The sequence below is a fragment of the Macrococcus sp. S115 genome (assembly GCF_030067655.1).
GTDB classification, from domain to species: Bacteria; Bacillota; Bacilli; order Staphylococcales; family Staphylococcaceae; genus Macrococcoides; species Macrococcoides psychrotolerans.
This window is the reverse complement of record NZ_JASJES010000001.1, coordinates 530076-544845: the sequence shown is the minus strand read 5'-3', so window position 1 is coordinate 544845 and position 14770 is coordinate 530076. Positions and strand designations below refer to the sequence as shown.

The following is a 14770-nucleotide window of genomic DNA, read 5'->3' as shown; positions in this document are numbered from 1 at the left end:
TTATGAAACACATATTACAAGAGTATTTTGGTTATTCCAGCTTTAGGCCCGGACAGCAACAATTAATAGATTATGCGATAAATAATATTCCGACACTTGGCATTCTTCCGACAGGTGGCGGGAAATCTATATGCTATCAAGTGCCGGGCATCTACAAAGGAGGATTGACGCTCGTCATAAGCCCGCTCATCTCATTGATGAAAGACCAGGTGGATGCACTCAATGCGAGTGGTATTAAAGCTAGCTATATCAATTCTTCATTAACGAAACAGGAAATGCGTGCAGTTGAAACGCAATTAATTTCAGGTGAGTGTCAATTTCTGTATGTTGCGCCTGAACGATTTGATAATCATTCTTTTCAGCAGCTGTTATACGCCCTTGATATTCGACTTGTCGCTTTCGATGAGGCACATTGCATATCAAAATGGGGACATGACTTTAGACCCAGCTACCGTGACGTCGTACAAAAGGTGATGACGTTACCTCACCATTTTACGCTTATGGCATTAACAGCTACGGCTACCGTAGATGTTAAGGAGGATATATGCAGCTTACTGCATATTCAACTGGAGCATGTTGTTGAAACAAGTACAAAAAGAGAAAACTTGAAGTTCATCGTAGACCCGACGTATCAGAAACAAAAGATGGTGATTGACTATATAAAGAGTCATAGTGATGCATCAGGAATTATCTACGCTAGCACAAGAAAGCAAGTAGAGTTGTTAAGTGAAGTGTTTGAAGTGAATCAGATTCGTCATACATTCTATCATGCCGGACTTAAGAAGGAAGAAAAAGAACGTAATCAAAGTGCTTTCGTTCGAGATGATATTCCGGTAATGATTGCAACGAATGCATTTGGAATGGGGATTGATAAATCCAATGTCAGATATGTCATTCATTATAATATGCCGCAGGACTTAGAGAGCTATTATCAGGAGGCAGGGCGAGCAGGCCGTGATGGTTTGAAGAGTGAGTGTATTTTAATGTATTCAGAAGCGGATATTAAGTTGCAGCATTTCTTTATTGAGACAGCGCCTGAACCAGTGCAGGAATTAAAGAAAGACAAACTGAGTAAAATGATTCAATATACGAAGACGAAGCGCTGTCTGCAGTCAACCATCATTAATTACTTTAATCCAAATGAACCACTGAAAAATTGTGGTCAGTGCTCTAACTGTCTGAGCCAGGATGAGAATTATAATATGACGACAGAAGCGAAACAAATATTAAGTTGTCTCATCCGCATAAAGATTCCTGTAACTAAACACCTGCTTTCTAAAGTGCTGCACGGAGAAAATGATGATCAGATTCACAACGAATCACTGCACAAGCTCTCTACTTTTGGGTTATTAAAGGACTATGAGGCGAGCGCTGTGCAATCATTTATCGATACGTTAATCTTTAATGGCTATATAAGAATCCATGATCACTATCTATATTGTGATGAAGCAGCAAAAGCCATCTTATTTAATGATGAACAGGTGATGACATATTATAAACCGAATCAATACAATGAGAAAGTAAAAATTACAACGATAGGTGCTATAGATGATACATTGTTAAGGGCACTTAAGACCGCACGTAAAGAATTAAGTGAACGGCTGGATATACCACCATTTACTATATTTTCTGATCATACACTTGAGCTCTTTGCTGATAAAAAACCTGTTTCTAAAGAAGATATGATACTAATCGAAGGTGTCGGATCATATAAGCTAAAACATTACTGCCCAAAATTTATTGAAGTGATTCAGGATTATGTAAGCTAATGTGTTGTTTAACTTCTAGAGTTTAGGTTATATATATTACATTAAATTCTATAAGAGGTGCAACATGATAAAATTTAAACATGTATCGAAACGTTATGGTGAAAATACGGTTGTGGATGATATCAACTTTGAAATTGAAGAAGGAGAATTCTTTGTTATCATCGGACCTTCGGGTAGTGGAAAGACAACGACATTGAAGATGATCAACAGATTGGTTCCGTTGTCAGAAGGTTACATTTACTTTAAAGATCGACCTATCAGTGATTACAAACTTGATGAGATGCGCTGGGATATCGGCTATGTGCTACAACAAATTGCACTATTCCCTCATATGACAATTAAGGAGAATATTAGTCAAGTGCCTCTTATGAAGAAATGGTCTCAAGAACGTATCGATAAAGATGCGGTGCGCTTATTGAATATGGTTGGACTTGAAAGCGAAGCATATTTACATCGTTATCCTGATGAATTATCCGGTGGACAGAAACAACGTGTAGGTGTTGTTCGTGCTTTAATGGCGGATCCTCCAGTAATATTGATGGATGAACCATTTAGTGCACTAGATCCTATCTCACGTGAAAAGCTGCAGGATGATCTCATTCGTCTTCAATCAGAAATTAAGAAGACGATAATCTTTGTTACACATGATTTATCTGAAGCTTTGAAGCTTGGTGATAGAATATGTTTGATGAATAATGGGAAGATAGAACAGATTGGAACACCTGAATCATTCATCAATGCCCCGAATAATGAATTTGTTAAGACATTTATGGGTGATGCGGTGCAAATTAAGCAATATGCTAGAAATATAATGAGGCCAATCGATGTAGCTACTTCAGCACAAGTAGCACCGGATACTTCATTGCATGATGTCTATGCCTTACTCACTGAGCATGAATATATCGCTGTAATGGAAGATACAAGAAGAATTGGTGTTATATCACGCAATGACGTATTACGTCAACTGAGTAAGGAGGCGATGTAATGAATACGTTATGGCAGACATTTTCAGAACGTAAGTATGAATTATTGCAGGCATTGTTCGAACATATTCAAATTTCATTTATTGCTTTATTAATTGCAACATTCATTGCGATACCGATTGGAATCTATTTGACACGTCATTCGAGGATTGCTGAACCTATTATTAATGTGACAGCGGTATTACAGACAATTCCATCTCTTGCATTGCTCGGGTTGATGATTCCACTATTCGGTATTGGTCGAGTGCCAGCAATCATAGCCCTCGTCATCTATGCTTTACTGCCGATTCTGCGCAATACATATACAGGGATCAAAGAAGTAGATCCTTCACTGAAAGAGGCAGCGAGCGGAATCGGTATGAATACATTCCGTCAGCTGACAAAGGTTGAAATTCCTTTAGCGATGCCGGTCATTATGGCTGGTATCAGAACAGCGATGGTCTTGATCATCGGTACTGCGACACTTGCAGCATTTATAGGTGCGGGTGGCTTAGGAGATTTAATTCTTCTTGGTATAGACCGTAATAATACAAGCATTCTCCTGTTAGGAGCAATTCCGGCAGCACTACTTGCATTAATATTTGACTTCCTGTTAAAGCGTATGGAGAAATTGAGCTACAGAAAGCTTATCTACATTCTCGGTGTGATGCTGCTTGTATTTTTACTTGTAGCAGTAGGACCTTTATTATTTGGTAAAGAAGAGAAGCTGAAATTTGCAGGGAAGCTTGGAACAGAACCAGAGATTATTACAAATATGTACAAATATGTCATTGAAGAAAAGACGGATGTCTCAGTTGAGGTTTCACCAGGTATGGGTAAGACAACATTTTTATTCAATGCTTTGAAATCAGATAATATTGATGGCTACCTGGAGTTTACAGGGACAGTGCTTGGAGAAATCACTAAAGAAGATCCTGAGGCAACGACAGAAGCTGAAGTTTATCAGCAGGCTAATGAAAGTCTGAAGAAAAAATATGATATGGCTTTACTAAAACCAATGAAATACAACAACACATATGCACTCGCAGTAAAGAAAAGTTATGCTGAAGAACATAACTTAAAAACGATATCTGATCTTGAAAAGATGAAAGATGATATCAGAGTAGGGTTTACTTTAGAATTTAATGATAGAAATGATGGTTACAAAGGAATCCAGAAGAAATATAATATCAAGTTTAATAACGTGAAGACGATGGAACCGAAGATTCGTTATCAGGCAATTGATCAGAATAAGATAGATCTGATGGACGCTTATTCAACGGATGCAGAACTTAAGAAATATGATATGGTCGTGCTGAAAGATGATAAACACCTATTCCCACCATATCAGGGTGCGCCTTTATTAAAACAAAGTACAATTGAGGAACATCCACAGGTTGTCGATGCATTAAATGAACTTGCAGGTAAGATTACGGATGAAGAAATGCAGAAGATGAACTATGAGGTTGCATATAACAATAAGACGCCAGAAAGTGTCGCAAAGGCATATTTAAAAAAAGAAAAGATTATAAAATAAATTAATTTGTTAAAAAGATAGCAAAAATTTGCTATCTTTTTTTATTTTCTCTATCATAATATAAAATGAATTGGAGGGTCTAATATGAAACCACAACTAGAAAGTCTAGGCGTCTACAAGGCGGGATTATCAGAGGAAGCATTAAAGCGCAAGTTTAATGTTGAGGGAGACTTCAGCAGACTGGCATCGAATGAAAATCCAATGGGCCCGTCCCCGGAAGTATACAAAGCCATTCGCTCACAAGATGCACTCAACTATTATCCTGATCCAGAAGCGGTACACTTAAAAGCATCACTCGCTCATTTCTATCAGGTAGATAGTGACCAAATTCTCATAGGAGCTGGATTAGATGAAATTATCATGATGATTTCGCGTGCACGTCTGAATCCCAAAGGCCACATCCTGACGAGTGAAGGTACTTTTATTCAGTATACGACACATGCACTGATTGAAGATAATGAAGTGGTCAGTGTACCGTTGAAGGAAGGGAAGTTTGATCTGGAAAGTTTTAAAGATAAGATGAATGATGAGACAAGTATCATCTGGATCTGTAACCCGAATAATCCGACAGGTACTTATGTTACTGAAACAGAATTAACTGGATTTTTAGAGAGTGTACATGAAGATGTAATGGTCGTACTGGATGAAGCATACTTTGAATTTGTTCTGCGTGAGGATTATCCAGATGGCGTAGCGTTACTTAAACGCTTCCCGAATCTGATTGTGCTCAGAACATTCTCTAAAGCCTATGGGTTAGCAGGACTACGTGTAGGATATGCCATAACATCTAAAGCATATATTGATGTGTTCAATAAAGTAAAGCTGCCGTTTAACGTGACAGCACTTTCGCTAGTCGGAGCAATTGCTGCATTAAAAGACCAGCAATATTTAAAGGATTATGTTGCTCATAATGATAAAGAACGTAATAAATTCTTTGAAGCGGATTACAAAGAACACCTTATAGATAGCGTAACAAACTTTATATTTGTGAAGACGAATCAGGCTGAAGCGTTATTCGAAGCATTGATTAAGGGTGGAGTAATTGCTAGACCGATGCCTAACGGGGTAAGAATATCAATTGGTACGCGTGACGATAATGAAAAAGTTCATAAAGTACTCAATTCATTCTTCAGTTAATCAAATTACTACAATTAGCAATCTAGATTGCTTATAATAATAGTAATACAGGATAAAGGATGATTATGATGAGACAGTCAATTGCAATTGATATGGATGAAGTACTTGCAGATACATTGAAGAAAGTTATCTTTCAGTTTAATGAAAGTGCAGGTATGTCCTTAACAAAAGAAGATTTGTACGAAAGGAAACTTCGCACAGAATACCCAGAACACGTGGATAAATTAGACAAGCTGTTACTAGATCGAGGTTTCTTTAGAGATTTAGAAGTATTTCCTGATGCAGTACGTGTCGTAGAGCGACTCAACCATCATTATGATGTCTATATTGCTACAGCTGCGATGGATGTGCCGACATCATTCGATGCAAAATATGAATGGCTGAGAGAGCATTTTCCATTTTTAGATCCACAGCATTTTATCTTCTGCGGTAATAAAAGCATTGTTGGAACAGATTATCTGATAGATGATAATCCGAGACAGCTGCGCGCATTTAAAGGCAAAGGTATTATCTTTGATGCGGTACATAACCGAAGTATTTCTGAATTTGATAGAGTAAATTCATGGAACGATGTTGAACGTTATTTCCTGGATAAATAGATACTAAGCTTTATATATGTAACGACAACACCCAAACCATATCTATATGGTTTGGGTGTTGTCGTAATAATGATAGTATCTATATCTATTAAAATAATGTATTCACTGGCGCTGTTAAGATCTTAAGTTTATTTGGAACAATCGTAACGTCAAGCGGTGTCACAAGATCAATTTCTCCGTCTACATCTACTGACAGTTCATCTTTTGTTTTCAGATGAACATGTTCTCCGGAGATGTGTTCAATATTCTGACTGATTTCATTCCAGTTGACTTCTGATTTCTCACCGATCATGTCTGTAAATGATTTAAGGCCGCTATCTTTAAAGATGAATACATTGAGAATGCCGTCACTTGGTGAAAGTTCAGATAGTGGTATGCGATTTCCGCCGATAAACTGACCGTTTGCGATAATAATCATAGAAGATGTACCATATGATTTGGTGCCATCAACTTCAATTTCATACTCAAAGAAGGTAGGATTAGAGACATTTTTGATCATAGAGAAGAAGTAGCTGAACTTGCCGATTTTACTCTTTACTTGTGGATTGACCCCTTCAGAGTTATCAACCATGAGACCCATTCCTGCAAAGTTAAGTGCATAGCGTTCATTAGTCTTTAGCACATCATAATATTTAACTTCTGACTCGAGTAGCTGAGTAGCAGCACGTACAGGGTCCGGGTTTAGATTTAACGTTTTTGTGAAGTCATTAAATGTGCCACCTGGGAGGATTCCGATTGGTTTATGGTAGCCGCCATCAATCATCCCGTTAATCAGTTCATGTACAGTACCATCACCACCAAGAATAAGAAATATATCATATGGCTGTGAAGACTGTGTAAGTAGTTCATAGATCTCACCTTGCTCTAAGCTTCTGTAGATTGTTAAATGGGTAATTATCTGTGATAGATGCTTTGTAACCTCTCCGATGATTTCGTGTACATCACCTTGTCCTGCTTTATCGTGATAAAATAATATGCCGTTATTAAATTTATGCACATTGACACCTTCTTATTGTTATTTGTTATGTTATATTATATACCTCGTTTGCCCAAATTAAAAACACAGCGCATAGGCGCTGTGTCTAGTGAATACCATCCATTTTCTTTGAAATCCATTTATTCATTAACAATATGATAACAAACAGTATCATGGCAATCGTACCAATAAAAATAAAGTATTTCGTATAACCAAGTGGTTCTATAAGTTTTACAAACTGTGCATTTAATCCTTGAGCTGTAGCATTCGATAAGAACCATAAGCTTAGCATTTGTGAATTAAATGCGACAGGTGCCAATTTAACAGATACCGAAGAACCTGTCGGGGATAAACATAATTCTCCGATAACACATAGTAAGAAAGATAAAACTAGCCATAACGGATTGATGAGGTGTGTCTCATTTTGTGTTAATGGAAGAATCATCACTAAGAAACTCAATCCTGCAAACAAAATCCCTAAAGTAAATTTAAATGGTGTCGTTGGATTACGCTTACCTAATTTAATCCATAATGTCGAAATGACAGGTGCTAATATTACGATAAATAATGGATTTAATGATTGGAAGTATGCAGCTGGCAACGTATAATCAATACCAAATAAAGGTTTCAAGTCCAGCTGAGTTCTTTCAGCTGCAAATAATGCCAGGGTATTTGCGCCTTGTTCCTGAATGACCCAGAACATTACACTCGCTAAGAACAATGGAATATATGCAAGTAATCTTGAACGTTCAGTTGATGTCACATCCTCACTTCGATACATAGTGAACCAGTAGACGATAGGGAGTACAATGCCGAGAATCGTTACGACGAATGAAAATGTATTAAATGTAAGGATTCCCATCATTAAAGTAACTACAATGATACTAATAAGTGCAATTGCTGCGATAACAATGTTTCTTGAGTAACGTTTCTTTTCTTCGCCTTGTAATAGGTTTGTAGGCTCATTTCCGACTAAACCGAGTGATTTACGATTGAAGATGATATATACGACTAATGCAAGCGCCATGCCAAGGGCTGCTGCTAGAAATCCGATATGATAGTTATATTGTTTTTGGAGTGCACCAACAATTAATGGGGAAAGAAAGGCACCCATATTAACAGACATATAAAAAATTACAAAACCACCATCCATACGACTATCATTTTTATGATACAGTCCGCCGACGACATTAGAAATATTGGGTTTCATTAATCCGGATCCCACAATAATTAAAAACATAGATGCTAGAAATGTAGGAACTCCAAACGGTAAGCTCATTGCAATATGTCCGAGCATAATTAATGTTGCCCCGTAGAGCAGGGCTTTTCGGGAACCAATCAATCTGTCGGCAACCCAGCCACCTAAAATTCCTGTCATAAAGATCAATGATCCATACATCGATCCAATACTCGCGGCAGTTGTCTTATCTATACCCAGCCCACCGTTAGCAACCGTATCATACATGTAATAAATTAAGATTGCGCGCATCCCATAATAACTGAAGCGTTCCCAGAACTCTACAAAGAATAGAATCCCTAATCCTCTAGGATGTCCGAAAAACCCAGTCTGTGGTACACTTTGTACCATTTCTTCACGGGAGTATTTCGTTGTTTCCATAATTTCACCTTCCGTAATAAAAATATTCTGAAAATTAATGTTATTTCAGAATATAATTTTACCATTAAATTAATATCATTCAATAACTTTTTAAAAAGACGAAATTTTCAAAAAGTTGATATGCTAGTTTCGTTTAAAGAGTTAAAGTGTTATGTTTTAATTTTAATATAATATATTAATTATAATATGTATTACTAATATAATAATTTCACGATATTAAGCAACTCAAAAACACCCTTAAAGCATCCTATATACTTTAAGGGTGTTAAAATTTATAAAGTTATTAGTGAATCCCTTTCATGAAGCGTTTCATAAAAGGACTTACAATAAGTAATACAATCCCTAATCCGATTGTAACCATTCCGATGTTACCGAAGTATGTTGCGTTATTAACAGTATCATAATATTTAACGAGTACTTGACCGTTAAATAACTGCGCGACTGTGTTTGCTAAGAACCATATACTCATCATTTGAGATGCGAATACACTCGGTGCAAGTTTTGTTGTTACTGATAAACCAGTAGGTGATAAGCAAAGCTCAGCCATTGTTACTAGCAAGTAGCTTAATACTAACCAGGCCGGATTCATTAAAGCGTCGCCGTTATGCGTTAATGGATAAACCATCACGACATAGCTGAAACCTGCTAAAAATAGTGCGATACTGAACTTAACTACTGTTGGTGGATTAAATCGTCCAAGTTTTACCCATAACCATGCAAATAGTGGTGCAAGTGTTACTATAAATAATGGGTTTAGTGACTGGAACCAAGCTGGTGGAATTACAAAGTTAATGGCACCATTTGTCACTTTAGCTAAATCTAACTGTGTATTCTTATCGGCAAACGCAGCAAGGATTGTTGAACCTTGCTCCTGAATTGACCAGAATACAACAGATGCTAAGAATAATGGAATATATGCTGCTACACGTGATTTCTCTTCAGATGTCGTCTTTTTGGATACGAACATCATAATAAAGTAAACAACTGGCAGACCAATACCCAGTGCTGTTACAAGTGACATAAATGTTTGTAAGTTTAAGTTTCCAGTAAGTTGGGCGAATAAGAAATAAATTACAAATGCAATAACAATCACTGTTACATATGTGAGTGTTTTCTTTTTATCTTCAGGTGTTACTGGGTTTGGGATGTCCAATCCAGATAGCCCTAAAGTGGGTTTAGCACGTAATACATAAATAATTAGTCCAAAGAACATTCCGACAGCTGCAACAGCAAATCCGTAATGGAATCCGGCATTTTTCTGTAGCCATCCGACAATTAATGGTGAAATAAATGCACCTAAGTTAATAGACATTACAAATAGTGTGAATGCTGAATCTACCTTCGGATCGTTCTTCTCATAAATTTCTCCGACATTTGAAGAAATATTCGGTTTAAGCAATCCTGTACCTAAAATGATAAATAATAGTGCGACAAGTAACAAGGTGAAGTTATTCGGTAGAGATAGTAATATATGACCGATCATGATGAGAATCGCGCCATATAATATGGCTTTTCGCGTTCCGATAAATCGGTCAGCAAGCCATGCACCTACCACACCGCTCATATAGATCATCGCACCATATATTGATACGATTTGTAATGCAAGTGCATCAGGTAATCCAAAACCGCCATCTTTAACAGAATAATATAAGTAATAAACTAATATTGCTTTCATTCCATAGTAACTGAAACGTTCCCAGAACTCAGTTATCATAAGTGTAAACAGACCTTTAGGATGTCCAAAGAATCCAGTTCTCGGCATACTATTTACAATTTCTTCCCTTGTATGTTGAGACATTCATTTTCCCCCTTCAAATTTAAATACTATAATAAGATAATATTGTACACCTAAAAGAATATTTAGACAATTCGAATTTTGAATAATTTTAAAAAGAATGTAAATAATAAAAATAACGAAGCGGAGATTTTGAAATCTCTCAGCTTCGTTATACCGTGCTATCTATTTGTAATCGTTTCAGGATATAAATCATGATTCATCAGACGATAAGATGCCATTTCTTCATATTTAGTTCCTGGGCGCCCGTAGTTCGTATATGGATCAATTGAAATACCACCACGCGGTGTGAACTTACCCCATACTTCAATGTAGTGTGGGTCCATAAGTTCAATTAAATCATTCATAATAATATTCATACAGTCTTCATGAAAATCTCCATGGTTTCTGAAGCTGAATAAGTATAGTTTTAATGACTTTGATTCAACCATCTTGATATTTGGAATATAGCTGATATAAATTGCAGCGAAGTCGGGTTGTCCTGTAATCGGACATAAACTTGTGAACTCCGGACAATTAAACTTAACAAAATAGTCACGACCTTGATGTTTGTTATCAAATGACTCTAATATTGTCGGGTCATATTCATATAAATATTTATTGTTCTGATTACCAAGTAACGTAATATCCTGTAATTCTTCTTTTTGTCTTCCTGACATAATAGCCTCCTGATTAATGTTGTTTCACTTTTGCTTTTACAAACATATAGTAGCTCGCAAAGAATATTATAATATATCCGAGATAACTTAGTAAGTCCGGGGTCTCATTAAATAGAATAAATCCTATAATTGCACTGAATAACACAGTCGTATAAAAGAATATTGAAATATCTTTCGCTGGTGCATAGCTATAAGCGATTGTTAATCCGAATTGTCCGAGCGTAGCAAATAGGCCGGATAGAATCAGATAGATGATCTGCGCATTTGTCATGGGTTGATATGTCAGCAATGTGAGTGGAATAAGTACAATTGTTGATACGAACGAAAAGTAAAACACAGTCGTATAGAACTTCTCTTTTGAACCGAGTACACGTAATGTTGTATAGGCAAGTCCTGCAAACATGGCGCCAAGGACACCTATTATGGCAATATACATATCTGAACTGAAATTCGGCTTAATGATAAATAGAGCACCAATAAATGCAATTATCATGCTGATGAATTGATACTTTTTAATATATTCCTTTAAAAACCATGCACAAAATAAAATAGTGAAGAATGGACTGAGTTTATTCAGCATATCTGCATCACTTAACACCATGCGGTCAATTGCATAATAGTTAAGAAGCACACCAATCATTCCAAAGACACTTCTTAAAATAAGCGTTAGCTGGTTCTCTCTATGACCAAAAAGAGGCGCTTTATACTTGTATACGAAATACAGAGGAAGGATTATTCCGATAATATTACGAAACAATGATTTCTGTATGACTGGCAAATCTCCAGAGAGCTTTACGAAGGCACCCATTAAACTGAAACCAACCGAAGCAACAACCAACCATAATATTCCTTTTATTTTATTATTCATATGTGTCCTCCTTTTTCAGTAATATGAATATATTTTCAATAATTTAAATACAAAATTTCTTACGTTTATCAAAGTGAGCAGTAGCAAAGGTTTGCTCGTTTTCTTCAAAAGTCAACCCTAAAAATATAAATTTTTACAAGGTTTAAACGTTGAAAACCCCTTTATAAATGCTATAATTATTCGTATATCTTGTGGTTGTTGGAAAATATACCACTATATCTTGTGTTCGGTATTGATGCGAACACAATACTTGCGAATTGCTAAAAGTCAAGCACATAATACATAAATTTTTGGGTAGTTTTAAAGATAGTTTTAATATTATTGTTCACAACTGCTTTTAAATGAGAGGAGTGATATTATGCTCATCGTCTATTATTCGCTCACTGGAAATGTGAAACGTTTTATACAGAAAACAAAGTATGCAAATACATTAACTCTAGATCAAGCGGAAGGTATAAATGAACCGTATATCATTGTAACAGGAACGATAGGGTTTGGCGAGATACCGGATCCAGTTAGACAGTTTCTGGACCGTCATAGTGCAAATTTAATAGCTGTAGCAGCCAGCGGTAACAGAAACTGGGGTCAGAACTTTGCACGTGCAGGAGACTTAATAAGTAGTACATATCATGTGCCATTATTAATGAAGTTTGAACTACACGGTAATGATAAAGATGTGAAAGAATTTAATATAAAGGTGGAAGAAATCAGTGAATATCGCACAAGAGAAACAGTACAATCATATTGAACTTAATAACCAGGTCACAAAACGTCGAGAAGATGGCTTCTTTGATATTGATAAAGATCAAGAAGCGCTTAAAGTTTACTTAGAAGAAATAAAAGATAAAACGATAACATTTGATACACCGATTGCGCGTCTTAAGTATCTCGTTGAACAAGATTTTTATTATGATTTATTTAATGAATATAACGAAACAGATTTGAACGATATTATTAAGTATGCACAAGATATTGAATTTAACTTTGCGAGTTATATGTCGGCAAGTAAATTCTTTAAAGATTATGCATTGAAAACAAATGATAAACAGCAATATCTAGAAGATTATAAAGAGCATGTTATTATTGTAAGCCTATATTTAGCTAAAGGTGATGTAAATAAGGCGAAACAATTAATCTCTGCGATGATTGAGCAACGTTATCAACCGGCGACACCTACATTTTTAAATGCAGGCCGTGCAAGACGCGGTGAGCTTGTATCTTGTTTCTTATTAGAAGTAGATGATAGTTTAAATTCTATCAACTATATCGACTCAACTGCGAAACAATTATCTAAAATTGGTGGCGGTGTTGCAATTAACTTGTCAAAGTTACGCGCACGAGGAGAAGCAATTAAAGGCATTAAAGGTGTGGCTAAAGGTGTATTACCTGTAGCTAAAGCGCTCGAAGGCGGATTTAGTTATGCGGACCAGCTAGGACAACGTCCAGGTGCAGGTGCTGTATACTTAAACATCTTCCATTATGACGTGCTTGAGTTCTTGGATACGAAGAAGGTAAATGCTGATGAAGACTTACGTTTATCAACGATTTCTACTGGACTTATCGTACCAAGTAAATTCTTTGATTTGGCGAAAGAGGGCAAAGATTTCTTTATGTTTGCACCACATACAGTGGAACGTGAATATGGTTTAACGCTAGACGATCTAAACATTGATGAAATGTATGACGAACTTGTGGAAAATCCAAATATTATGAAGAAATCTAAAGATGCACGTGAAATGTTAAACTTGATTGCTCAAACGCAACTTCAATCGGGTTATCCATACTTAATGTTTAAAGACAATGCGAACAAAGTGCATGCAAATTCGAATATCGGTCAGATTAAGATGAGCAATTTATGTACAGAAATCTTCCAATTACAAGAAACATCCATTATTAATGATTATGGCACTGAAGATGAAATCAAACGAGATATTTCATGTAACTTAGGATCATTGAATATTGTGAATGTAATGGAATCTAAGAAATTTAAAGATTCAGTACATACTGGTATGGATGCACTTACAACTGTGAGTGATGAAGCGGATATTAAAAATGCTCCTGGTGTGGCAAAAGCAAATCGCGAACTGCATTCGGTTGGGCTTGGTGTCATGAACCTACATGGCTACTTAGCAAAGAATAAAATTGGATATGAATCAGAGGAAGCGAAAGAATTCGCAGCGACGTTCTTTATGATGTTAAACTATTATTCATTAGAACGCTCTATGGAAATTGCCCTTGAACGAAATGAGACATTCGCAGACTTCGAAAAGTCAGATTATGCATCTGGTACTTATTTCGACAAATATATTGCGAAAGACTATAGACCTACAACAGACAAAGTTGTTGAACTTTTTGAAGGGATAGCAATCCCAACGCCAGAAGATTGGGCAGGTCTTAAAGAAAAAGTGATGGAAAATGGACTATTCCATGCATATCGTCTTGCTATTGCACCGACACAAAGTATCTCTTATGTGCAAAATGCAACAAGTTCTGTTATGCCGATCGTTGATCAGATTGAGCGTAGAACTTATGGTAATGCTGAAACATTCTATCCTATGCCATTTTTATCACCTGAAACAATGTGGTTCTACAAATCAGCATTTAATACAGATCAAATGAAGTTGATTGATCTAATTGCGACAATTCAGGAACATATAGACCAAGGTATCAGTACAATATTATTTGTGAACAGTGATATTTCTACGAGAGAACTTGCAAGACTATACGTATATGCACATCATAAAGGTTTAAAATCACTGTATTACACAAGAAATAAATTGTTAAGTGTTGAAGAATGTACAAGCTGCGCAATCTAAATCATTAAAGGCTGAATTATCAGCCTTTAAAATA

Annotated in this window: 12 protein-coding genes; 7 read left to right on the top strand and 5 right to left on the bottom strand. The window is 36.2% G+C overall.

Features of this window, described 5'->3' with window-relative positions:
• Positions 1-2: 2 nt before the first annotated feature.
• From recQ to QNJ52_RS02720, 5 genes are all read left to right on the top strand, one after another.
• Entirely contained in the window at positions 3-1769 is a 1767-nt protein-coding gene (gene recQ / locus QNJ52_RS02740; protein WP_219494026.1) for a DNA helicase RecQ, read from the top strand.
• Positions 1770-1833: 64 nt separating this feature from the next.
• Positions 1834-2754 (top strand): ABC transporter ATP-binding protein, encoded by a 921-nt coding sequence (locus QNJ52_RS02735; protein WP_219494028.1) that lies wholly within the window; start codon positions 1834-1836, stop codon positions 2752-2754.
• Positions 2754-4268, top strand: coding sequence for an ABC transporter permease/substrate-binding protein (locus QNJ52_RS02730; protein WP_219494030.1), 1515 nt, complete (start codon positions 2754-2756; stop codon positions 4266-4268). Before QNJ52_RS02735 ends, QNJ52_RS02730 begins: the two co-directional genes overlap by 1 nt.
• Positions 4269-4352: 84 nt before the next feature.
• A complete protein-coding gene (hisC, locus tag QNJ52_RS02725) occupies positions 4353-5405 on the top strand; it encodes a histidinol-phosphate transaminase (RefSeq protein WP_283721825.1) in 1053 nt (350 codons plus the stop codon).
• A 65-nt stretch (positions 5406-5470) separates the two neighbouring features.
• Entirely contained in the window at positions 5471-6004 is a 534-nt protein-coding gene (locus QNJ52_RS02720) for a 5' nucleotidase, NT5C type (protein WP_219494034.1), read from the top strand.
• An 88-nt stretch (positions 6005-6092) separates the two neighbouring features.
• Here the strand turns inward: QNJ52_RS02720 and QNJ52_RS02715 are convergent, their stop codons facing one another.
• The 5 genes from QNJ52_RS02715 to QNJ52_RS02695 all read right to left on the bottom strand — a co-directional run bounded on the left by QNJ52_RS02715 (position 6093) and on the right by QNJ52_RS02695 (position 11920).
• Complete coding sequence (locus tag QNJ52_RS02715) at positions 6093-7001, bottom strand: diacylglycerol/lipid kinase family protein (protein ID WP_283721824.1); 909 nt, start codon at positions 6999-7001, stop codon at positions 6093-6095.
• Positions 7002-7086: 85 nt separating this feature from the next.
• Positions 7087-8598, bottom strand: a complete 1512-nt coding sequence (locus tag QNJ52_RS02710) for a peptide MFS transporter (RefSeq protein WP_283721823.1) — start codon at positions 8596-8598, stop codon at positions 7087-7089.
• 283 nt (positions 8599-8881) lie between these two features.
• Entirely contained in the window at positions 8882-10396 is a 1515-nt protein-coding gene (locus tag QNJ52_RS02705; protein ID WP_219494038.1) for a peptide MFS transporter, read from the bottom strand.
• Positions 10397-10554: 158 nt separating this feature from the next.
• Complete coding sequence (gene queF / locus QNJ52_RS02700; protein WP_219494808.1) at positions 10555-11055, bottom strand: preQ(1) synthase; 501 nt, start codon at positions 11053-11055, stop codon at positions 10555-10557.
• Between the two features lie 10 nt (positions 11056-11065).
• Complete coding sequence (locus QNJ52_RS02695; RefSeq protein WP_283721822.1) at positions 11066-11920, bottom strand: DMT family transporter; 855 nt, start codon at positions 11918-11920, stop codon at positions 11066-11068.
• 358 nt (positions 11921-12278) lie between these two features.
• Here QNJ52_RS02695 and nrdI point away from each other — a divergent pair, with 358 nt between their 5' ends.
• Positions 12279-12668, top strand: coding sequence for a class Ib ribonucleoside-diphosphate reductase assembly flavoprotein NrdI (nrdI, locus tag QNJ52_RS02690; protein ID WP_283721821.1), 390 nt, complete (start codon positions 12279-12281; stop codon positions 12666-12668).
• Positions 12631-14736 (top strand): class 1b ribonucleoside-diphosphate reductase subunit alpha, encoded by a 2106-nt coding sequence (nrdE, locus tag QNJ52_RS02685; protein ID WP_283721820.1) that lies wholly within the window; start codon positions 12631-12633, stop codon positions 14734-14736. The genes nrdI and nrdE overlap by 38 nt, the downstream gene beginning before the upstream one ends.
• Positions 14737-14770 lie beyond the last annotated feature (34 nt).

Excerpts from the sequence above, each read along its gene's own strand:
- QNJ52_RS02735 (WP_219494028.1), top strand. The coding sequence starts at position 1,834 with ATGATAAAATTTAAACATGTATCGAAACGTTATGGTGAAAATACGGTT.
- QNJ52_RS02705 (WP_219494038.1), bottom strand. The coding sequence starts at position 10,396 with ATGTCTCAACATACAAGGGAAGAAATTGTAAATAGTATGCCGAGAACT.
- QNJ52_RS02695 (WP_283721822.1), bottom strand. The coding sequence starts at position 11,920 with ATGAATAATAAAATAAAAGGAATATTATGGTTGGTTGTTGCTTCGGTT.
- QNJ52_RS02730 (WP_219494030.1), top strand. The coding sequence starts at position 2,754 with ATGAATACGTTATGGCAGACATTTTCAGAACGTAAGTATGAATTATTG.
- QNJ52_RS02710 (WP_283721823.1), bottom strand. The coding sequence starts at position 8,598 with ATGGAAACAACGAAATACTCCCGTGAAGAAATGGTACAAAGTGTACCA.
- QNJ52_RS02720 (WP_219494034.1), top strand. The coding sequence starts at position 5,471 with ATGATGAGACAGTCAATTGCAATTGATATGGATGAAGTACTTGCAGAT.
- nrdI (WP_283721821.1), top strand. The coding sequence starts at position 12,279 with ATGCTCATCGTCTATTATTCGCTCACTGGAAATGTGAAACGTTTTATA.
- recQ (WP_219494026.1), top strand. The coding sequence starts at position 3 with ATGAAACACATATTACAAGAGTATTTTGGTTATTCCAGCTTTAGGCCC.
- hisC (WP_283721825.1), top strand. The coding sequence starts at position 4,353 with ATGAAACCACAACTAGAAAGTCTAGGCGTCTACAAGGCGGGATTATCA.